Raw genomic sequence first — 22548 nt, forward strand, 5'->3', positions numbered from 1 at the left:
CATATGTAGGCGCTTTTTTAATAAATTGTAGTTGTATTGCCAACAGTTGCAACGATTGCATCATCTCTAATTGGAATAAATCCTATCGATGTCTGTGGAGTGCTAGGAGAGGCGTAGTGGCTCATGAGACGGCTATCAATACGGGTAATAGTATCGGTCAAGAAAGCTGAAATAAAAGCGTAAGGGACTCGTCGTTCATTTAGTGAGTATATAATTTCCTCTTTTGTTTTCACACCTACGCCATGTCCGTAAAAAAAGAAATTTCCTAGATAGATTGTATTTTCTCCTTGCCACTCGATTGTAGCTGGATTCACTTGTGGATTTTTAAAATAAACGAGGTCACCTGGAACAAGATCGCCACCCGTTTTTGTTATGAGCTTTAAATCTTGATCGTAGTCCCACGTATATAGTAAAAGGTTTGCAAAGAGACGGTTGAAAGTTTCTTCCTCATACAATGATAGTAAAGCTTTGTAAAAAATAATAATCATAGCGGTGGCACATTCAGTTCCATATAGTTTTCCGTTTTTGAAAATATCTTGTATGGCAATGGAAGGGGGTATGTTTGGAAGGAGCTCGAACCCTCCAAGTGACGTTCTTTTCCAATACTGAGGGTTGCAAAAGGATTGTTGAAATGTGCGAAACTGAAATCCACTTTGAAAAAGTTCTAATGCAGAAGTAATAATATTAACGCGCAAATTTAGATCAAAGCTGAGTTCATCAGATGTTCGGAAGGAATAAATTTCTTGATTTCCTGCCATTATCGATAAAATTTGTTGTTTCTCAGCTGCAAATGGCTCATATTCATTTGTGATATAAGGATGTACAATAGAACGGCCTATTACAATCATAATAGTATCCCCACCTATACGTTACATTACTTAATATCGTATGAGAAAAGGGAAAAAGGGTGAAAGAAAAGCCTATCAACTGATAGGCTTGTACTCTTTAATCACACGTAAAGTTTGTAATGTCATATCTTCAGGACCTTGTACAGGTAAACCTGCTTCTAAGTTTTTACGAATATACTCTAAGTTATCTTGTGTAATAATTTCCCCCGGAGTAAAGATTGGAATCCCTGGCGGATAAACCATAACGAAATCAGCTATAATACGACCTGCTGCATTTTCAAATGGAATGACTTCTGTTTCCGAATAAAAAGCATCTCGAGGAGAAAGTGCTAGCACTGGTATTTCTGGAATTTCTACTTGTATTTGAACACCTTTATCGGCTTGATTTCTAAATGTTGCTGCTAAATCTTGTAATGCTGCAATAAGTGTATTTGTCTCACTTTCTGTATCTCCGAAAGTGACAAGACATAGTATGTTGTATAAATCTGAGAGTTCTACTTCAATGTTATATTGCTCTCTAAGCCATACTTCAGCCTGATGGCCTGTAATACCTAAATCTTTTACAGATACAATTATCTTTGTAGGATCATAGTTAAAAGTAGCATCCGTACCTAACATTTCTTTCCCAGGACAGTAAAGATGCTCAATATCATTTATAGCATCACGAACTTGTTCTGCTAATTGTATTGTTTGTTCTATGAGTGCTGTTCCTTCTGTAGCAAGACGTTTTCTAGCAACATCTAGGGATGCTAACAAGATGTAAGAAGTTGATGTAGTCGTAAGCATGCTAATAATAGATTGAACATGTTTTACGTTCACAAGCCCTTCCTTCACATTAAGAATAGAACTTTGCGTTAAAGATCCTCCTAATTTGTGAACACTTGTTGCTGCCATATCTGCACCGGCTTGCATCGCTGACATCGGCAATTCATCGTGAAAATGAATATGAACACCATGAGCCTCATCAACTAGTACAGGGATATCATAAGAATGTGATAATTGTACAATTTGTTCTAAGTCTGCAGCAAAGCCAAAGTATGTTGGGTTAATAACAAGTAAGCCTTTCGCATCTGAATGCTCTTCAAGTGCCTTTTTGACAGATTGAATTGTAATTCCATGTGAAATACCCAGTTTTGGATCGATTTCAGGATGCATGAAAATCGGTTTTGCACCTGAGAAAATAATAGCTGACATTACTGATTTATGCACGTTTCGTGGCACTAGGATTTTGTCACCAGGACCGCAAACGCTCATCACCATTGTCATTATTGCACCACTTGTACCTTGAATAGAAAAGAAAGTATGATCTGCACCAAATGCAGCTGCTGCTAAATCTTGTGCTTCTTTAATCATACCTTTTGGATGATGTAAATCATCGAGTGGCGCAATATTAATTAAATCAATTGCTAATGCATTATGCCCAATAAATTCGCGAAATGTAGGATCCATGCCCTGTCCTTTTTTATGACCAGGAATATGGAATTGAATTGGATTTCGCTTACTGTGCTCAACTAAAGCGGTAAACAATGGTGTTTCGTATTGGGACAATCTATACACCCCTTCTTTTTCATAATATTTATTAGAGTTTGTTTTATATAATCTTGTTCTAAAAAAGTTAAGTGCTTTTTAGAATGAGACTTGTTTTTCTGCCAATCACAAAAGCGTTTTTGAGATGGTAGGTTCACTTTATTTTTTATAAAACAAAAGCATTATATCACCAATAATTATAGATGTATAGAAAAAAATATTTTTACAGTAAGTATGTTAAATAGTTATTTCCAATTAACTTATAGAGGAAGACAATTCCATCATAAGGAATAAATAGTGTATAATGCAAAGTGGCTATAGTAAAGAAGAAAAAATTTCTTTAAGATAGCATATTGAAATAAGAAGAAATGATAAATGAGGTGCAAAATGGAATATCAATATCCGCTAGATTATGATTGGTCAAATGAGGAAATGGTAGCAATTGTGAAGTTTTATGAAGCAATTGAGAAAGCATATGAAAAAGGAATTATAAGAGAAGAATTAATGGGATTATATCGTCGTTTTAAAGAGATTGTTCCATCGAAAGCAGAAGAGAAGAAAATTGATAAAGAGTTTCAAGAAATAAGTGGGTATTCTATATATCGTGCGATTCAGAGGGCTAAAGAAGTCGAAGAACAAAAGCTTGTGAAAATGTAAAAAATATTTTGAAAAATAAAAACTGAAGTGATATAATGTGATAACAACTAAAAACGGACAATATAAATTGTCCGTTTTCTACTATCGATTACAAAGTGCATATAAAGGAAGGAGTGATTGCATCGTAGATTCAATCTTAGCAAGGAATTGTTCGTTGGTCATTGCTGAAAACTCCTCTGGTGATATATGAATACCAACTAATAATTCTGCTTTTTTCACAGTAGCTAGACGTTCAATCATCTTTTGTAAGTCTTCTGTTTCAAGTGTTTTATGTAATTTTACACTTGGTTTAGTATGGTCAATGGACCAAACGAAGTCATTTGGAATATTTGTTTTTAAATCATTTAAATGTTCTAAGAAGGCGTGAGCCGTCTCCACTTTTTGTGGACACTCATAGATTAAACCAAAGTATATGAAGGCATGAGTACCCCATAACCCAATTTGGAAATGTGGCAGCATTTTATATCCGCGTTTATTTGTTGAAAAAGCAACCCAAGTATCGTTTGGTGGATTGACTTTGCGACGTGCATGTTTTGCTACATGATAAAAAAAGTTCTCATCAGTTTGTTTGGATAAATACGTTGCAAACTGTTCCCCTAAAGCTTCCAGCTTAGGATGAATGTTCGTTTTAATTGCACTCATTCGTTCTTCGAGACCATCAACTGTAAAGACCTCAAAATCAGTTGACTTGAATGTTTGTAGTGTCATGATTGTTCCTCCAACTCCTATTTTGCTTTTATTTTAGCACAGCTTGTACTATTCATAAAAAAAACAGCACAAAAAAATTTAAATAAAAAAATATAATTTTGTTGCATAGATGATTTATCCAACATAGTATAGTATAAAACAAAAAATCAGAAAATTGAATTAATTCTAGTCCGAGGGCAGACGAATATTGGGAGGAGGCAAATAATATGAGACAGGTGATTAATGCGTTAAAGAGAACAGATGCTGAAAAGAGAATACCGGTGCTACGTTTGGAGCTAGATTATGAATTAGCAACTTTATATGATGCGATGATGGAAAATGATAAACTGAAAAAAGAAGAGTGTGTACAAAAGTTAGAAGTGTTAAGACTTGAAATGATTCGTTTAGAAGCGTAATAATAGTATATGTATAAAAAATTAGTTGGTGCGAACCTTATAAAGGGTTCGTTTTTTCTGTGAACAGTATAGATCGGAGTGTTTAAACATGCAAGAAGTATGGAAAGACATCGATGCACACGCCAAACAGTGGATTCGAGATGCAGGAGAGTTTTTAATGGCATCAATGGAAAAAGCACTTATTATAGAAACGAAATCCAATGCAGCTGATTTAGTAACAAATATGGACCGAGAAATAGAACAGTTTTTAATTGGGAAAATTAAAGAAACATTCCCGAACCATAATATTTTAGGAGAAGAAGGTTATGGAGATGAGGTAAGTTCTTCTGATGGGGTTGTTTGGTTAATTGATCCAATTGATGGCACGATGAACTTTGTTCATCAAAAAAGAAATTTCGCAATTTCAATTGGAATTTATGAGAACGGTATCGGAAAGGTTGGACTTATTTATGATCCAGTTCATGATGAATTATACCATGCGGTAAAGGGAGCTGGAGCATTTTGTAATGAAGTACCAATACCTTTATTGGAAAAAGGAACTGTAGAGCAAGGTATTGTAGCTTTAAATGCGATATGGCTTACCGACAATTCATTGCTTAATAAGGAAAGTATGATGGCACTGGTTAAGAAAGCGAGAGGCACGAGATCATATGGCTGTGCAGCGTTAGAGATGGTATACGTTGCAACAGGAAGAATAGATGCATATGTAACGCCGAGATTATCACCATGGGATTTTGGTGGGGGACAGATAATTGTAGAGGAAGTTGGAGGCAAGGTGACAACATTTTCTGGAGCCCCGCTTTCTATCGTAGAGAAGAGCAGTGTATTAGTTGCAAAACCAGGAGTGTACGAAGAGGTGTTACGATTTATAGCGGAGTAACAAAAAAAGTAAGAGGCTGTATAAGCGCTTCTTACTTTTTGACGTTATTGCGATTTACGCATTTTTCTTTTTGTTACAAAACCGTATCCAACTGTAACAAATGTGCCGATAATGCAAATAATAATACCGATGGGACTATTTTCAGCAACCATAATACCAATACCGATTAAGAAAATAACACCGATAATTGCAGTTAATAAAAAGCGATATTGAATGTGTTCCATTTCTTCACCCTCCAATCTCATTTTACTTTCACAAAAGTAAGAATACAACTATATTTTCATTCTTGATTTTATTTTGATTGCCATTGTATCCCCTTCGCTCTTATAATAGAGAAGGATTAAAAAGACATTAGGAGTTGGACATGTTGAAAAAACGACAAGATTTACGAAATATAGCAATTATTGCCCACGTTGACCATGGTAAAACAACACTTGTTGACCAGTTATTACGTCAAGCGGGGACGTTCCGTGCGAATGAACATATTGAAGAACGCGCAATGGACTCAAACGATCTAGAAAGAGAACGTGGTATTACAATTTTAGCGAAGAATACTGCGATTCACTATGAAGATAAAAGAATTAACATTTTAGATACACCTGGTCACGCTGACTTTGGTGGAGAAGTAGAACGTATTATGAAAATGGTTGATGGTGTTCTACTTGTTGTTGATGCATATGAAGGTTGTATGCCACAAACACGATTTGTTTTAAAGAAAGCTCTTGAGCAAAACTTAACTCCAATCGTTGTTGTAAACAAAATTGACCGTGACTTCGCTCGCCCTGATGAAGTAGTTGATGAAGTAGTTGACTTATTCATCGAACTTGGTGCAAACGAAGATCAATTAGAGTTCCCAGTTGTATTTGCATCAGCAATGAACGGAACAGCAAGCTTAGATTCAAATCCAGCAAATCAAGAAGAGAATATGAAATCATTGTTTGACACAATTATTGAACATATTCCAGCACCAGTTGATAACAGCGAAGAGCCACTTCAATTCCAAGTAGCACTTCTTGATTACAATGACTATGTTGGTCGTATCGGGGTTGGTCGCGTATTCCGTGGTACAATGAAAGTAGGACAACAAGTTGCATTAATGAAAGTTGATGGAACTGTAAAACAATTCCGTGTAACGAAATTATTTGGTTACATTGGATTAAAACGTCAAGAAATTGAAGAAGCAAAAGCTGGAGATTTAGTAGCTGTTTCAGGTATGGAAGACATTAACGTAGGTGAAACAGTATGTCCGGTTGAGCATGAAGAGGCTTTACCATTATTACGTATTGATGAGCCAACACTACAAATGACATTCCTTGTAAATAACAGCCCATTTGCAGGTCGTGAAGGTAAATTTATTACATCTCGTAAAATTGAAGAGCGTCTTCGTTCACAATTAGAAACAGATGTAAGTTTACGTGTAGATAATACAGATTCTCCTGATGCGTGGATCGTATCTGGACGTGGAGAATTACATTTATCTATCCTAATTGAAAACATGCGTCGTGAAGGTTATGAACTACAAGTATCTAAGCCTGAAGTAATTATTAAAGAAGTTGATGGCGTAAGATGTGAGCCTGTAGAGCGCGTGCAAATTGATGTACCTGAAGAATACACTGGTTCTATTATGGAATCTATGGGTGCACGTAAAGGTGAAATGTTAGATATGGTGAATAACGGAAACGGTCAAGTTCGCCTTACTTTCATGGTTCCAGCACGTGGTTTAATTGGTTACACAACAGAATTCTTAACATTAACTCGTGGTTACGGTATTTTAAACCATACATTCGATTGCTACCAACCAGTACACGCTGGACAAGTTGGTGGACGTCGCCAAGGTGTTCTAGTTTCACTTGAAACAGGAAAAGCATCACAATACGGTATTATGCAAGTTGAAGACCGTGGTGTAATCTTCGTTGAACCAGGTACAGAAGTATATGCTGGTATGATTGTCGGAGAACACACTCGTGAGAATGACTTAACAGTTAACGTTGTAAAAATGAAACAACAAACTAACATTCGTTCTGCGACGAAAGATCAAACTTCAACAATGAAAAAACCACGCTTGATGACTTTAGAAGAGTCATTAGAGTACTTAAACGATGATGAGTTCTGTGAAGTAACTCCAGAATCAATTCGTCTACGTAAAAAGATTCTTGATAAGAGCGAGCGCGAAAGAGCTGCTAAGAAGAAGAAATCTGTAGAAGCGTAAAATAATAGAACAGCTGCCTTTGAAGGGTAGCTGTTTTTTTTATTGTATATATTTTTGGAATATTTACTCTTTTTTGTGGACAGTATTTTTTTTGCGGGTTACTCTTGTATTAAGTACATAAATAAAATTTGTTTTTGTGAGAAAGGGGGATGAATGATGTTAGAAAGAATGTCGTTTTTTGCGAAATTATGTAAAGTTGATGAAAATCCAGAACTAGGGATGTGGTTGCTGTATGGCATCATTGTTATATTAAGTGCACTTGTGTATAATTTAGGTTTTGCAAGAAAACTATCAATAATAAAAAATATAGTGATATATATATCGTTAGCGATTGGGTGTACAGTTTTAACTTTCTTTGCAGTTTTTTTACCTGTTGGAGAGGGGCTTGTTGTAGCGGCAATTGTACTTGGGATTTATAGGTTGCGTTCACGTCAAGCAAGACAACAAAAAGCAGGGTGAGGGGGGGAGTTTTATGCGCTCAGTACAAGATGCATTATATAATTGGTTAACAATTAAAACAGTTGCCGAAGCACGTCCAGATGATCGTGCTGCAAAAGAAACGTATTTGTTATTTCAGAATATGATATATGAGGAACATAAATTAAAGAATGTGGAAGTTAAAAAGAATGAAGAAATGTATTTGATTACATATGAAATGAATGGAGAAAGAAAATCTGCAAGGTTTCCATTAGAAGCTATTGATTGTTTTTTGGATCAAATGAATCGTGAACCTGAAAAATATAAATAAGTCCTTATCTATATGATTAAGGACTTATTTACATTTTACCAATCGTCTTCGACTTTTTTATCACGATATAATCGAAAATTACCACTTGCATGACGTTCCATCGTACGTTCTGCAATTCGTTCCGAACATTCCATGCACATATATGTATGAATAGGGCGATTACGCAGTTTTTTTGCCATAGGATTTTCATCATCTAACATATCTTTTTTATCACAAATCATGCATTTGACTCTCATTTCGTCACCTCAATACGAATTCTATCAGTATAAGTATATCATGGAAGTGTAATGTTTTTGAATAATAGCGGGAAAAAATAATATTTTCGCAATTCGAAAAATAAGTTATGATAAGGATATATTAAGTATATTTGGAGGTGGAAATATGGCGAATGTAGTAGAGCCTACATTAACAGATGATTTAGTACAAACGTTACGTAAAGAATGTATTGTTATGGTAGCAACAACAGATTTCGAAAAACAAGTTCCTAACGTAAGTGCTATTTCTTGGGTGTATGCAGTAAGTAAAACTAGTATTCGATTTGCAGTAGATCAACGTTCACGTATTGTGGAAAATATACGGCATAGTACTGGGGTAGTATTGACTATAATGGCGAATGAATCCGTATTTTCCATAAGTGGTGCAGGTGAAATTTTGACTGATAGAATGGAAGGCATTTCTCTAAAATTAACTGTAATAGAAGTAAAGGTACAAGAAGTACGTGATGTTATGTTTTATGGTGCAAAACTTGCAACTGAACCAACATATGAAAAAACATATGATCTTCGGGCAGCAAAAAAGCTTGATAACCAAGTGTTAGTAGGAATGAAAGAATTATAAATGTGATAAATAAGAGAGTCAGTTATGAACTTTTGTAATCAGTTATTGTGATTTTATGTTAATAATTATAATTAAAAGTAATATATTGAATAGAAATGAATAAAAAATAAATAAAAGGTTTAATGGCTATAAATTTCGATTCTACCTCGTTTATACGGTACATATAATTATAACAATGGTTCGTCCATATTTTATGGATGAAACCCTTGTTCTACAAATTTAAAAGTGGAGTCAGGGGGTAACAGGTTGGATAAAATTTATGTGTTAGATACGAATGTACTTTTGCAGGATCCTTTATCTATTTTTTCATTTGAAACCAATGAAGTAGTGATTCCAGCAGTTGTATTAGAAGAGGTTGATTCGAAAAAACGTTATATGGATGAAGTAGGACGAAACGCTCGTTATGTCTCTAAGTTAATAGACAAATTTCGTGAAATAGGAAAGCTGCATGAAAGTATTCCGCTAGAAAACGGCGGTACATTTCGTATTGAGTTAAATCATCGTTCATTTGTTCAATTACAAGATATTTTTGTAGAAAAAACAAATGATAATCGAATTTTAGCAGTAGCAAAAAATCTATCTTTAGAAGAACAAGAAAAAGAGGACGGGAAATCTGTTATTTTAGTAAGTAAAGACGTGCTCGTAAGGGTAAAAGCTGATGCAATTGGTTTGAAGGCGGAAGATTATTTAAGTGATCGTGTAATTGAAGTAGACAATATATATTCAGGATTTTTAGAAGGGTATATATCAAAAGAGCAATTGGATTATTTTTATGAAAAAGGCGAATTGCCTTTATCCGAAATTGCAAATCATCCTTTTTATCCAAATCAGTTTGTAGTAATGAAAGATGCATTAGGGGGATCAAGTTCAGCACTTGGCATTGTGGATCACTTAGGTAAGAAGGTAAAGAAACTTATTTTTCACAATGAACAAGTATGGGGGATACGCCCACGAAATGTGCAGCAAATTATGGGATTAGAATTGTTGCTTCGTGAAGATATTCCGCTTGTAACATTAACGGGGAAAGCTGGTACAGGAAAAACATTACTAGCGTTAGCTTCGGGGCTCATGCAAACGGAAGATTTAGGGCTATATAAAAAACTACTCGTTGCAAGGCCAATTGTTCCAGTCGGAAAAGATATCGGTTATTTACCAGGAGAAAAAGAAGAAAAGTTAAGACCGTGGATGCAACCGATTTTTGATAATCTAGAGTATTTATTTAATACGAAAAAGCCAGGAGAGTTAGATGCTATTTTAGCTGGAATGGGTTCGATTGAAGTAGAAGCTCTTACCTATATACGTGGGAGAAGTATTCCAGATCAGTTCATTATAATTGACGAAGCGCAAAATTTAACGAAGCATGAAGTGAAAACGATATTAACGAGGGTAGGAGAAAAAAGTAAAATCGTATTGATGGGAGATCCTCAGCAAATTGATCATCCGTATTTGGATGAATATAATAACGGTTTAACATATGTTGTAGAGAAGTTTAAAGAGCAACGTATTAGTGGTCATGTAAAGTTTGTTAAAGGGGAGCGATCTAATTTAGCTCAACTAGCAGCAGATTTATTATAAAAGGAGTGAGCCTTGGCTCACTCCTTTTTCTTCCAAGTATACATTTTAAATCATTGTAAATTTACGGATGTTACGGATTGGATTTTGTCTATTAGATCCATCATTGTAATATAGATGAACAGGTCCATCCTCTTTTAATGGTTTTCCTTCTTTTGAAAAACCAAGAATAGCATTTTTGACAGTTTCTAATGGAAGCGTTATTGTATCGTCTACTGTTTCGATCTCGACTTGCGTAGCGTCCTCTAAAATTTCGGCGTTAGCAAGAAATGGATGAAATGGTATACCAAATGTCCCGGTAATCAGTTGTTCTTTTTTATATTTCTTTACACTTTGTTGTATTGGCGGGAAGGCAGCACCATCACGGATTTCACGATCCCAATGTTCTGAAGTGTTTTTTAAGTAAGCTTCTAGTTCAGACGTGTTTTCTCTCGTTTCATCAAAGTAAGTTGTCAAATCTACTTTTCGATCATCAAAGATCCAAACGGTTGGATCGATAGTGATTGGAAAACGAACTTTTCCATTAATAAATAAAATTTCGCTCATTGTTGTTCCCCCATTTGTGTTATACTCCCACTTTTCAGTATAATAGTATTAGACACGGTTGTCACAAAAAATGTTTCTATTGCAATTTATTAAAACTATCGCTAATATTAATAGATATGAGAGAGTAGGACGGAAACGGAGGGAATCAATTTGGCGTCTGAGACAGTATCAAATCATCAGGAAAAGGCACTAGCCCTTCTACAAGCGGATGCGGAGAAGATTTTAAGACTTATTAAGGTGCAAATGGACCATCTTACAATGCCGCAATGTCCATTATATGAAGAAGTGTTAGACACGCAAATGTTTGGACTATCCCGCGAGGTCGATTTTGCAGTTCGCCTTGGTCTTATTGCAGAAGAACAAGGGAAGGCAATGTTAGGAGAGCTTGAACGTGAGTTATCTGCACTTCATGAAGCATTTACAAACAAACAACAATAACGGGTTCAAATAAGGGGGCTCAAACTGAAAAAGTTTGGGCTTTTTATTTGTATAATAAAGCAGGAAGAATCAATGTACATATGGAATACAACAATAATTAAATTGGAACAGAGAGAGGAAATGAAATGAAAAGAGTATGGAAATCAATGGATTATTCATTATTACTTCCTCTTGTTATCTTATGTGTGTTGGGAGTTATAATGGTATATAGTTCTAGTTCCATTGTCGCGATTTCATCGAAATATAACTGGCCAGCAGATTACTTTTTTAAAAAACAATTAGTTGCTCTTGCTATTGGAACGGTAATGCTTGTGATTGTCGTTATAATCCCTTACAAATTTTGGAAGAAAAAAATAGTTCTTACAGCGATGGGGTTAGGGAGTATTGGCTTACTAACAGCAGCTTTCCTTTTCGGTAAGGTAATCAATGGTGCAAAAGGGTGGATACTAGGTATACAACCAGCTGAGTTTGTAAAAATAGCAGTTATTATTACGCTAGCAAGTTTTTTTGCTAAGAAACAAGAGAGGCAAACCCCTTTTTTCCAAGGGATAATACCTCCCCTATTTGTTGTCGGTGGATCGATGGTATTAATTTTATTACAAAATGACTTAGGGACTGACATATTAATAGGTGGAACAGTGTTAATTATGTTCTTCTGTTCAGGAGTTAATGTTAACTTATGGATAAAAAGATTTTTATTAACATCTGTCGTGTGGATTCCGGCGTTGTATTTTATCGGAACCTATAAATTAAGTGACTACCAAAAAGCTCGATTTTCAGTTTTTCTTGATCCATTTAGTGATCCGCAAAAGGATGGATTTCAATTAATAAATTCGTTTATTGGAATTGCTTCAGGTGGGTTAAATGGTAGAGGATTAGGAAATAGTATACAAAAGTATGGCTACTTACCAGAGCCACAAACGGATTTTATTATGGCAATTATATCTGAAGAACTAGGTTTTGTAGGTGTAGCTATCATTTTAATCTGTTTATTACTTATTATCATTCGCTCGTTTAGAGTGGCACAAAAATGTAAAGATCCATTTGGAAGTTTAATTGCGATCGGAATCGCAAGTTTAATTGGAATACAAACTTTTGTTAATGTTGGTGGTATGTCTGGATTAATACCGCTTACAGGAGTACCTTTACCGTTTATTAGTTATGGTGGTAGTTCCTTATTGGCTAATCTAATCGCGATGGGTATATTATTAAATATTGCTAGTCATGTAAAACGACAAGAGAAACAACAAAATGAGATAACGAAAGAAAGAGAGCAAGATGGACCACGTCTTGTAGTTGTAAAATAAAAAACACATTGTGCTTTAGAGCATGATGTGTTTTTTATTTTTAAATATGATGTATTAATTTCTCTTTTAGTTAAAAGATATATCACATTAAGTTTAATGTGATATACAATTAAGTTGTTAGAAAAGGAAGAGGTATGCTATACTATTTTTGTGAAACAAATTGATCAGAAAACTTATCATTTGTTAAAAAATAAGGTATGATGGATAAAAATAAAGTGAAGCTTTCTAAGTATAATATAATATGGAAAGTGAAGAACTTCACGCTCTTTATGGTGTGTATATATTTTATCTCTAGAGTGGTAGGAAAGTAGAGGGGGAAAATCATGACAAAGCTGCAACGTATTCAAAAAGTATTGGTAGCTAACCGTGGAGAGATTGCAATTCGTGTGTTTCGAGCTTGTTCGGAACTTGGATTAAAAACAGTTGCAATCTATTCTAAAGAGGATAGTGGTTCTTATCATCGTTATAAAGCCGATGAGTCCTATTTAGTTGGCGAAGGAAAAAAACCAATTGATGCTTATCTAGATATTGAAGGCATTATTGAGATTGCAAAAAGTAATCATGTAGATGCAATTCACCCTGGATATGGTTTCTTGTCAGAAAATATTCAATTCGCAAAACGTTGTGAAGAAGAAGGGATTATCTTTATCGGTCCAAAAAGTAAGCATTTAGATATGTTTGGAGATAAAGTGAAAGCAAGAACACAAGCGCAGCTAGCACAAATTCCAGTTATTCCTGGTAGTGATGGGCCAGTAAATTCAATAGAAGAAGTCGAAGAATTTGCTGAAAAGTTTGATTACCCGATTATTATTAAAGCGTCCCTTGGTGGTGGCGGTCGTGGTATGCGTATTGTACGTGCTAGTGAAGAATTAAGAGAATCGTATAATCGAGCGAAGTCAGAAGCGAAAGCAGCCTTTGGTAATGATGAAGTGTACGTTGAAAAATTCGTTGAAAAACCTAAACATATAGAAGTTCAAATTTTAGCAGATGAAGAGGGAAATGTTGTTCATTTATACGAGCGTGACTGTTCTGTACAACGTCGTCACCAAAAAGTCGTAGAAATTGCACCTAGTGTGTCACTTTCAGATGATTTGCGTCAGCGTATTTGTGATGCTGCTGTTAAGTTAACGAAAAATGTAAATTATTTAAACGCAGGAACAGTAGAATTCCTTGTAAAAGGTGATGAGTTTTATTTCATTGAAGTAAATCCGCGTGTTCAAGTTGAACATACGATTACAGAAATGATCACAGGAGTGGACATCGTTCAATCGCAAATTTTAATAGCTGATGGACATGCATTACATAGCAAAATGGTAGGTGTTCCGAAGCAAGAGGAAGTCGTTGTACATGGATTTGCGATTCAATCTCGTGTAACAACTGAAGATCCGTTAAATAATTTTATGCCGGATACAGGAAAAATTATGGCATATCGATCAGGCGGTGGTTTTGGTGTTCGTCTTGATACAGGAAATAGCTTCCAAGGTGCAGTTATTACACCGTACTACGATTCTTTACTTGTAAAAGTTACAACATGGGCGCTTACTTTTGAACAAGCTGCTGCGAAAATGGAACGTAACTTAAAAGAATTCCGTATTCGTGGTATTAAAACAAATATTCCATTCCTAGAGAATGTAGTAAAACATAAAAACTTCTTATCGGGAGAATATGACACGTCATTTATTGATGCGTCACCTGAACTATTCGTGTTCCCGAAACGTAAAGACCGCGGAACGAAAATGCTAAATTATATTGGTACAGTAACAGTAAATGGTTTCCCAGGAGTAGGGAAAAAGGAGAAACCAATTTTCCCAGATGCTCGTATACCGAATGTATTACACTCAGAGCCGATCCAAAATGGAACGAAACAAATTTTGGATGAGCGTGGAGCGGACGGATTAGTAAAATGGGTACAAGATCAAAAACGTGTACTTTTAACGGATACAACATTCCGTGATGCACATCAGTCATTACTTGCAACTCGTATTCGTACAAAAGATTTACATCAAATTGCAGAGCCGACAGCGAGAATGTTACCGAACCTATTCTCTGCGGAAATGTGGGGCGGTGCAACGTTTGATGTTGCATATCGTTTCTTAAAAGAAGATCCATGGGAACGATTACTAGATCTTCGTGAAAAAATGCCAAATGTTTTATTCCAAATGTTACTTCGTTCTTCAAACGCGGTTGGCTACAAAAACTATCCGGATAATTTAATTCAAAAGTTTGTGGAATGTTCTGCTCAAGCTGGAATTGATGTGTTCCGTATTTTTGATAGCTTAAACTGGGTAGAAGGTATGAGAGTTGCGATTGATGCTGTACGAGATACTGGTAAAATTGCAGAAGCAACAATGTGCTACACAGGAGATATTCATGATCCGTTACGTAGTAAATATGATTTAAATTACTATAAAAATTTAGCAAAAGAATTGGAAGCATCAGGAGCTCATATTTTAGGTATTAAAGATATGGCGGGCTTACTAAAACCAAATGCAGCATATGATTTAGTTTCTGCATTAAAAGAGACAGTGTCGATTCCAATTCATCTGCACACGCACGATACGAGTGGAAATGGTATATTAACGTATACGAAGGCAATTGAAGCAGGTGTTGATATCGTAGATGTAGCAGTGAGTTCTATGGCTGGTCAAACGTCACAACCAAGTGCGAACACGCTATATTATGCGTTAGGTGGAAATGAAAGACAGCCAGACGTTAATATAGATTCATTAGAAAAATTATCTCATTATTGGGAAGATGTACGCAAATACTACGCACCGTTTGAAAGTGGTATGAATGCTCCTCATACAGAGGTATATATGCACGAAATGCCAGGCGGACAGTATAGTAATCTACAACAACAAGCGAAAGCGGTTGGCTTAGGAGATCGCTTCGATGAAGTGAAAGTAATGTACCGTCGTGTGAATGACATGTTTGGCGATATTGTTAAAGTAACGCCATCATCTAAAGTTGTCGGTGATATGGCATTATTTATGGTTCAAAATCACTTAACAGAACAAGATGTTTTAGAGCGTGGGCATTCTATGGACTTTCCAGGATCTGTTGTTGAAATGTTCTCAGGAGATTTAGGACAACCGTATGGTGGTTTCCCGAAAAAGTTACAAGAAATTATTTTAAAAGGGAAAGAGCCATTAACAGTAAGACCAGGTGAATTATTAGAACCAGTAGATTTCGACGCGTTAAAAGAAGAGCTATTCCATAAACTTGGACGCGAAGTGACGATTTTTGATGTAGTTGCATATGCATTATATCCAAAAGTATTTATGGATTACGAAAAAGTTGCTGAGCTTTATGGAAGTGTATCTGTGCTTGATACACCGACATTCTTCTATGGTATGAGACTTGGTGAAGAAATCAATGTGGAAATCGAACAAGGTAAAACATTGATGGTTAAACTAGTATCAATCGGAGAGCCACAGCCAGATGGAACTCGTGTTCTTTACTTGGAGTTTAACGGTCAACCACGTGAGATTGTTGTGAAAGACGAAAGTGTGAAAGCAACAGTGGCACAACGTGTGAAAGGAAACCGTGAAAATCCAAACCACATTAGCGCAACAATGCCAGGAACGGTTATTAAAGTAGTTGTCAAAGAAGGCGATGAAGTGAAAAAAGGTGATTCTATGGCAATTACAGAAGCGATGAAAATGGAAACGACAGTTCAAGCGCCGTTCAATGGTAAAGTGAAGAAAGTATATGTTAACGATGGAGATGCAATTCAGACGGGTGACTTACTTATTGAATTAGATCACTAAAATAGAAAAGAGCTGTGTACATGCAGCTCTTTTTCTTTATTGCAAAAAATACCTTGCCGAATCGGCAAGGTATTTTAATTTAACTTTATTTTGTTTGTTTAGAAGTTGTTTCAGCTTCTTTTGCATTGACTTTACTTCTTGTACCTAACATAACTAAATAGCATAGTACAGCAAACAAGCAAGAAATGAATAGCGAATGTAATAATGCCATTGCTAAACTAGCATTTGTAAATACGACTAAAATTCCTACTATAGCTTGAAGTGTAACAAGGATAAATGAAATGATCCATCCCCAGTATACGACAGGCTGCTGCTTGTAATGGCGAATAGCGAGAATCATCGCGTATAGTATCCAAGCGAAAATTAACATTGCTGCAACTCTATGTCCCATTTGAACCCACTCATGTAGTTGAGTTGGCATAGGTCTATTTTTGCTACATAAAGGAAAGTCAGGACAGACTAAGCTAGCTCGTTCGTGACGTACTAAAGCTCCTGTATAGACAACGATATAACAGTAAATTGTTACACCATAAATATGAAATTTCATTTTTTTGTCCATAATGAGTGAACGTGCATCAAATTTCTGGTCAATTTCAAAAATAAGACACGTTAATAAAATGACAGAAGCAAATGAAATTAAGGAAATACCAAAATGGATAGCAAGTACAGCTGGCATTTGTCCCCAAACAACTGCTGCGGCTCCCATTAATGCTTGTGCAACTAAAAATACGAAGGATAAAATTGCTAACGTTTTTGTTTCACGCACATGTTTATAATATTTCCAGGACAAAATACAAAGGAGAGTGACAAGAATTCCTGCTGATCCTGATGTAAGGCGGTGACTTAGTTCAATAATAGTTTCCATTGATAAATTAGATGGAACCAATTCACCGTTACAAAGTGGCCATGATTTACCGCAACCTTGGCCGGAACCTGTTTTTGTAACTAAAGCGCCTCCTAATAAAACTATTAATAAATCAAGACTCGTAATGACTGCTAACCATTTAATAAAGCGTTGCAATCTCTTTCACCATCTTTCTGCTATGAAGTTATTGCGAAATATTTTCATTCCATTATGTATAGAATAAAACGCGCTAGTTCCTATGATATATAAAAAATAATAAAATAGCAAAGAAATGGCGGGGGAAGACAGGGGAGAGAAAATGGGTCTGGAAATAGGATTTACAAGGGAAATTTTAGGTGGAAAATAGGCTATTTTGAAAAGAAATGGGGAGAATACGTGTTAAATGTGACAAAAAAGTTTATTATAGAAGGTAACATCATGTTATGATAAGGATAAGTAAGAATTAGGTTTTTTATATTCGACACAAAAAGTTCATGTTTTCTTCACAAAATGTTCGGGAAATATGATTTAATATATTGGAGTATGGGCGTAGATTAGTAGTAGAATGGGTTAACAGTATCTCTACTGTAATAATATTGCTATATAGAAGCGAATTATTTCATTCAAAATAGGCGCACAAAGAAAGAGGAAAGTTTTAAGAGGGGGTTAAAGTGATGAACCATGCAACAAGTGAGCTGCATGATGAGTCAGCTGTAACAAGTGTACCGGAAACAACTCGGCTACAAGATTTATCAGCGCTCGTTAAAATGGGGATTGTAAACTCAAATACACTTACTGTATTTACAGGATTTTGGTTGGCGTTACACTTTAATGGATTAAGTGTGATGGACAATCTGGATAAGTTATTCTTTACAATCGTTGGTTCTGGATTAATTATGGCAGGGGTATGTTGTTTAAATAATTATATTGATCGAGACATCGATCCGTTAATGGAAAGAACAAAAACCCGTCCAACGGTTACTGGAAAGTATAAACCAGGATTTGCACTTACATTTGGACTAGTTATATTACTTCTTGGATTTGTATTCTTATTATTAACAACACCGATGGCAGTATTAATGGGATTTATTGGTGCTTTCACATATGTTGTCTTATATACTTTATGGACAAAGAGAAAGTATACACTAAATACTGTTGTAGGTAGTATATCTGGAGCAGTTCCACCTTTAATTGGATGGGCAGCAATTGATCCATCTTTAGGCCATCCAATTGCTTGGATGTTATTTTTAATTATGTTTATTTGGCAAATCCCACATTTCCTCGCATTAGCGATGAAACGTGTTGATGAATATCGAAATGCAGGAATTCCAATGCTTCCTGTAGTTCATGGATTTGAAATTACGAAACGCCAAATTATGATTTGGACAGTATGTTTATTACCACTACCATTTTATATGAGTGGACTAGGGATAACATTTATGGTAATCGCAACATTGCTTAACATCGGATGGATCGTTTTAGGATTTTATGGCTTCCGTAAGCAAGATGACATCAAATGGTCCGTACAAATGTTTGTTTATTCCCTAAATTATTTAACAATCTTATTTGTATCAATGATTGTAGTTACATTCTTCTAAGACAACGACATAATTGGATTTCTTTACGTTGAGATTTACTTTACTTAACTATAAAGTACAATCTAATTCACAAGGAAAGTGGGGGTTGTTTGTATGAAGAAACAGTGGCGACTGCTTTCGTTCGTTTCACTGCTGGCTTTACTGTTAGGGGGATGCGGTAAAGCCTTTCAATCTACTTTAATTCCGCAAGGAGAAGTAGCAAAAATGCAATATGATCTGCTCTTACTAGCAAGTGCGATCATGGTAGGAGTAGTACTAGTAGTTACTATTATTTTCTTATATGTAATTGTGCGTTTCCGACAAAAGAAAGGTCAGGAAGATTATATTCCGGAGCAAGTTGAAGGGAATCACAAACTAGAAATTATATGGACAGTTATTCCGATTATTCTTTTGCTAATCTTAGCTGTTCCGACGGTTACATATACATTCAAACTTGCTGATGTAAGTGCGATGGAGAAAAAGAATATTGATAAAGATACTATCGTTGTTGATGTAACAGCGAATCTTTATTGGTGGGAATTTTCTTATAAATCAGAAAAAATAGTAACTTCTCAAGATTTAGTCATCCCCACAGGTAAGAAAGTGTATTTGAATTTGAAGGGTGCCGATATTAAACACTCGTTTTGGGTTCCATCTTTAGCTGGGAAAATGGATACAAATACAGATAATGTGAACAAAATGTGGTTAAAGGCAGATAAATCGGGCACTTATAATGGTTTTTGTACAGAATTTTGCGGCCCATCACATTCTTTAATGCAATTCAAAGTGAAAGCTTTAGATGAAAGCGAGTACAAAAAGTGGCTTGCTGATATGAAGAAGATTGATGGGAAGAAAGAAGTAGCTTCAACAAAGGCGCAAGAGGGCCAAGAAATATTTAATAAAAGCTGTATTGGTTGTCACGCAGTTGGATCTAATGATAGTAGACCACCTTCCGCTCGTATCGCACCGAACTTAGCAAACTTTGCTGATCGCGATATGGTTGCCGGTATTGCCGAAAATAATGAAGAAAACTTAAAAAAATGGCTGAAAGATCCTGAAAATATGAAACCAGGAAATAAAATGACTGGTAAATATGGCAACTTAACGGATGATCAAATTGATGCATTAAATGCATACTTACAAACGTTAAAAGTTGAAAAGTAAAGAGGGATTATTCGCGAAGGGGAGGTTGAAAACGTGAGTTCTGTAGCAAAAAAACAGGGGATGGGTGCTGTCATATGGGATTATTTAACGACAGTAGACCATAAAAAGATTGCCATTCTCTATTTAATTGCAGGTGGATTGTTTTTTATAATAGGCGGAATAGAAGCACTATTTATTCGCCTTCAATTAGCGATTCCTAACAACGCTTTTCTTGTTGGGGATGCTTATAATCAAGTATTAACGATGCACGGTACAACAATGATTTTCCTCGCAGCTATGCCACTCGTGTTTGCATTTATGAACGCCGCTGTACCACTTCAAATTGGTGCACGTGATGTAGCGTTCCCGTTTTTGAATTCACTCGGATTTTGGTTATTTTTCTTTGGTGGAGTATTTTTAAATTTAAGTTGGTTTCTAGGTGGAGCACCTGATGCAGGATGGACATCTTATGCATCTTTAGCTTTAGCTTCTAAAGGCCATGGTGTTGATTTTTATGTACTTGGCTTGCAAATCTCTGGTATTGGTACATTAATTGGAGGTATTAACTTCCTTGTCACCATTATAAATATGCGTGCGCCAGGGATGACGTATATGCGTATGCCGATGTTTACATGGACGACATTTGTAACATCTTCGCTAATATTATTCGCTTTTCCGCCGTTAACTGTAGGATTAGGACTTTTAATGTTAGATCGTTTATTTGGAACAAGTTTCTTTAATCCAGCATTGGGCGGGAATACAATTATATGGGAGCATTTATTCTGGATTTTCGGTCATCCAGAAGTATACATTCTTATACTCCCAGCTTTCGGAATATTCTCAGAAATCTTTGCAACATTTTCGAAAAAACGATTATTTGGTTATTCGTCGATGGTGTTTGCGACAGTATTAATTGGATTCTTAGGATTTATGGTATGGGCGCATCATATGTTTACTGTTGGGCTTGGTCCAGTTGCAAATGCTATTTTCTCAGTTGCAACAATGGCGATTGCGGTTCCGACCGGTATTAAAATATTCAATTGGCTCTTTACAATGTGGGGCGGAAGTATTCGTTTTACGACACCGATGATGTGGGCAGTAGCTTTCATTCCATCATTCGTAATGGGGGGAGTTACAGGTGTTATGCTAGCATCTGCACCAGCTGATTATCAATTTCATGATAACTATTTCGTAGTAGCGCACTTTCATTATGTAATCGTCGGTGGTGTTGTATTTGGTTTACTTGCAGGAGCTCATTATTATTGGCCACTGATGTTTAATAAAGTATTGAATGAAACGTTAGGAAAGATAACATTTTGGCTATTCTTTATCGGTTTCCATTTAACATTCTTCATTCAGCATTTCCTTGGGTTGATTGGTATGCCGCGTCGTTACTACACATATCTTGAAGGTCAAGGATTGGAAATGGGGAATATGATTAGTTCTATTGGAGCGGTGTTTATGGCTCTTGGAACGATTGTTCTTCTATTTAATGTAATTAAAACAACAGTATCAAAAGAAAAGGCTGGTCGTGATCCATGGGATGCACGAACGTTAGAATGGACAATGCCAGCACCTACACCTGAATATAACTTTAAACAATTACCGTTTGTTCGCGGGCTAGATCCGTTTTGGATTGAAAAACGTGAAGGGAATAAAGAGATGACAGCGGCGGAACCAGTTGGTGATATTCATATGCCAAATCCATCATTTTCACCATTTATCATTTCTTTAGGATTGTTTATAGCGGCATTCGGTGCAATGTATATGCAAGGTGGAAAAGATAAGTTTTGGTTATTAGTAGCAATTATTGGTTTAATCATTACATTTGGCACAATGCTCCTACGTTCAGTAATCGATGATCATGGATATCATATTCATAAGGAAGATTTAGAAGATAAGGGGGGCAAGGCATAATGCATGTAGATGAAAAATTAACGAATGAAACATTTCCAGCAGAGCCTGAAAAAGCAACCCTTGAGGGGAAAAATAAGTTTGTCGGTTTTTGGTTATTTCTTGGAGGCGAAACAGTATTGTTCGCTTCCTTATTTGGCACATACTTAGCGTTAAAGAATTCTACAAATGGTGGACCAACATCTCAAGAGATGTTCCAAATGCCACTCGTTTTTATTATGACGATGCTTTTATTAACGAGTAGCTTAACGAGCGTATATGCGATGTATCATATGAAAAACTTTAACTTTAAAAAAATGCAACTTTGGCTACTGGTAACAGTGTTGCTAGGTTTAGGGTTTTTAGGATTTGAGATATATGAGTTTTATCATTATACGCATGAATTTAAGCATACTATGAGAAGTAGTGCATTTGGTTCCGCGTTTTATGCTCTTGTTGGTACACATGGACTCCACGTATTGTTTGGGTTATGTTGGATTTTAACATTAATCTTTAGAAATGCGAAGAGAGGTCTAAATTTATACAATGCACCGAAGTTTTATGTTGCATCGATTTATTGGCACTTTATTGACGTAGTTTGGGTGTTTATTTTCACTGTAGTATATTTAATGGGAATGGTGGGATAAAC

The 22548-nt window shown here is 35.8% G+C and carries 22 protein-coding genes; 15 read left to right on the forward strand and 7 right to left on the reverse strand.

All coding sequences use genetic code 11. The features are described from left to right. Positions 1 to 17: 17 nt before the first annotated feature. On the reverse strand, positions 18 to 848 hold the full coding sequence (locus ACUN28_RS09365) for a protein-glutamine gamma-glutamyltransferase (protein ID WP_016086523.1): 831 nt from the start codon (positions 846 to 848) through the stop codon (positions 18 to 20). 75 nt (positions 849 to 923) lie between these two features. Next, the gene (gene speA / locus ACUN28_RS09370) at positions 924 to 2396 is read right to left on the reverse strand and encodes an arginine decarboxylase (RefSeq protein ID WP_016086524.1); all 1473 of its coding nucleotides are present in this window, start codon (positions 2394 to 2396) and stop codon (positions 924 to 926) included. A 366-nt stretch (positions 2397 to 2762) separates the two neighbouring features. Here speA and ACUN28_RS09375 point away from each other — a divergent pair, with 366 nt between their 5' ends. Further along, positions 2763 to 3032 (forward strand): UPF0223 family protein, encoded by a 270-nt coding sequence (locus ACUN28_RS09375; protein WP_016086525.1) that lies wholly within the window; start codon positions 2763 to 2765, stop codon positions 3030 to 3032. An 81-nt stretch (positions 3033 to 3113) separates the two neighbouring features. On the opposite strand, the gene ACUN28_RS09380 is transcribed toward ACUN28_RS09375, so the two are convergent. Next, entirely contained in the window at positions 3114 to 3740 is a 627-nt protein-coding gene (locus ACUN28_RS09380) for a YktB family protein (protein WP_000175087.1), read from the reverse strand. A gap of 206 nt (positions 3741 to 3946) precedes the next feature. On the opposite strand from ACUN28_RS09380, the gene ACUN28_RS09385 reads away from it, so the two are divergent. Continuing rightward, complete coding sequence (locus tag ACUN28_RS09385) at positions 3947 to 4135, forward strand: hypothetical protein (RefSeq protein ID WP_001250166.1); 189 nt, start codon at positions 3947 to 3949, stop codon at positions 4133 to 4135. Between the two features lie 88 nt (positions 4136 to 4223). Next, the gene (locus ACUN28_RS09390; protein WP_016086526.1) at positions 4224 to 5015 is read left to right on the forward strand and encodes an inositol monophosphatase family protein; all 792 of its coding nucleotides are present in this window, start codon (positions 4224 to 4226) and stop codon (positions 5013 to 5015) included. Between the two features lie 44 nt (positions 5016 to 5059). On the opposite strand, the gene ACUN28_RS09395 is transcribed toward ACUN28_RS09390, so the two are convergent. Next, entirely contained in the window at positions 5060 to 5239 is a 180-nt protein-coding gene (locus tag ACUN28_RS09395) for a DUF5325 family protein (protein ID WP_000400129.1), read from the reverse strand. 140 nt (positions 5240 to 5379) lie between these two features. On the opposite strand from ACUN28_RS09395, the gene typA reads away from it, so the two are divergent. The 3 genes from typA (at position 5380) to ACUN28_RS09410 (ending at position 7972) form a co-directional block, all read left to right on the forward strand. Next, a complete protein-coding gene (typA, locus tag ACUN28_RS09400) occupies positions 5380 to 7224 on the forward strand; it encodes a translational GTPase TypA (RefSeq protein WP_000914755.1) in 1845 nt (614 codons plus the stop codon). A 156-nt stretch (positions 7225 to 7380) separates the two neighbouring features. Beyond that, positions 7381 to 7683, forward strand: coding sequence for a YlaH-like family protein (locus ACUN28_RS09405; protein WP_016086527.1), 303 nt, complete (start codon positions 7381 to 7383; stop codon positions 7681 to 7683). Between the two features lie 13 nt (positions 7684 to 7696). Further along, positions 7697 to 7972 (forward strand): hypothetical protein, encoded by a 276-nt coding sequence (locus ACUN28_RS09410; RefSeq protein WP_001258133.1) that lies wholly within the window; start codon positions 7697 to 7699, stop codon positions 7970 to 7972. Between the two features lie 35 nt (positions 7973 to 8007). Here the strand turns inward: ACUN28_RS09410 and ACUN28_RS09415 are convergent, their stop codons facing one another. Continuing rightward, complete coding sequence (locus ACUN28_RS09415) at positions 8008 to 8208, reverse strand: YlaI family protein (protein ID WP_001995040.1); 201 nt, start codon at positions 8206 to 8208, stop codon at positions 8008 to 8010. Positions 8209 to 8353: 145 nt separating this feature from the next. On the opposite strand from ACUN28_RS09415, the gene ACUN28_RS09420 reads away from it, so the two are divergent. Both ACUN28_RS09420 and ACUN28_RS09425 read left to right on the forward strand, forming a co-directional pair. Further along, on the forward strand, positions 8354 to 8809 hold the full coding sequence (locus ACUN28_RS09420; RefSeq protein WP_016086528.1) for a pyridoxamine 5'-phosphate oxidase family protein: 456 nt from the start codon (positions 8354 to 8356) through the stop codon (positions 8807 to 8809). A 246-nt stretch (positions 8810 to 9055) separates the two neighbouring features. Continuing rightward, the gene (locus ACUN28_RS09425) at positions 9056 to 10384 is read left to right on the forward strand and encodes a PhoH family protein (RefSeq protein ID WP_000358079.1); all 1329 of its coding nucleotides are present in this window, start codon (positions 9056 to 9058) and stop codon (positions 10382 to 10384) included. Positions 10385 to 10429: 45 nt separating this feature from the next. On the opposite strand, the gene ACUN28_RS09430 is transcribed toward ACUN28_RS09425, so the two are convergent. Next, on the reverse strand, positions 10430 to 10927 hold the full coding sequence (locus ACUN28_RS09430) for a hypothetical protein (RefSeq protein WP_016086529.1): 498 nt from the start codon (positions 10925 to 10927) through the stop codon (positions 10430 to 10432). A gap of 150 nt (positions 10928 to 11077) precedes the next feature. Between ACUN28_RS09430 and ACUN28_RS09435 the strand changes: the two genes are divergently transcribed. From ACUN28_RS09435 to pyc, 3 genes are all read left to right on the forward strand, one after another. Then, positions 11078 to 11365: a YlaN family protein gene (locus tag ACUN28_RS09435; RefSeq protein WP_000135695.1), complete on the forward strand. Its 288-nt coding sequence runs from the start codon at positions 11078 to 11080 to the stop codon at positions 11363 to 11365. A 125-nt stretch (positions 11366 to 11490) separates the two neighbouring features. After that, a complete protein-coding gene (gene ftsW, locus ACUN28_RS09440; RefSeq protein ID WP_016086530.1) occupies positions 11491 to 12672 on the forward strand; it encodes a putative lipid II flippase FtsW in 1182 nt (393 codons plus the stop codon). A gap of 323 nt (positions 12673 to 12995) precedes the next feature. After that, complete coding sequence (pyc, locus tag ACUN28_RS09445; protein ID WP_016086531.1) at positions 12996 to 16442, forward strand: pyruvate carboxylase; 3447 nt, start codon at positions 12996 to 12998, stop codon at positions 16440 to 16442. Positions 16443 to 16527: 85 nt separating this feature from the next. Here pyc and ctaA read toward each other — a convergent pair whose 3' ends face one another. Continuing rightward, a complete protein-coding gene (gene ctaA / locus ACUN28_RS09450; protein WP_016086532.1) occupies positions 16528 to 17463 on the reverse strand; it encodes a heme A synthase in 936 nt (311 codons plus the stop codon). Positions 17464 to 17960: 497 nt separating this feature from the next. On the opposite strand from ctaA, the gene ctaB reads away from it, so the two are divergent. From ctaB to ctaE, 4 genes are all read left to right on the forward strand, one after another. Continuing rightward, positions 17961 to 18884 carry a protoheme IX farnesyltransferase gene (ctaB, locus tag ACUN28_RS09455; protein WP_001015062.1) on the forward strand — a complete coding sequence of 308 codons (924 nt, stop codon included), beginning with the start codon at positions 17961 to 17963 and terminating at the stop codon, positions 18882 to 18884. Between the two features lie 93 nt (positions 18885 to 18977). After that, the gene (coxB, locus tag ACUN28_RS09460; protein WP_000745268.1) at positions 18978 to 20027 is read left to right on the forward strand and encodes a cytochrome c oxidase subunit II; all 1050 of its coding nucleotides are present in this window, start codon (positions 18978 to 18980) and stop codon (positions 20025 to 20027) included. A gap of 60 nt (positions 20028 to 20087) precedes the next feature. Then, complete coding sequence (ctaD, locus tag ACUN28_RS09465) at positions 20088 to 21923, forward strand: cytochrome c oxidase subunit I (RefSeq protein ID WP_170959983.1); 1836 nt, start codon at positions 20088 to 20090, stop codon at positions 21921 to 21923. Beyond that, the gene (gene ctaE / locus ACUN28_RS09470) at positions 21923 to 22546 is read left to right on the forward strand and encodes a cytochrome c oxidase subunit III (RefSeq protein WP_000557861.1); all 624 of its coding nucleotides are present in this window, start codon (positions 21923 to 21925) and stop codon (positions 22544 to 22546) included. The genes ctaD and ctaE overlap by 1 nt, the downstream gene beginning before the upstream one ends. The last annotated feature ends 2 nt before the right edge of the window (positions 22547 to 22548 follow it).

This window comes from Bacillus sp. WC2507 (genome assembly GCF_052656125.1).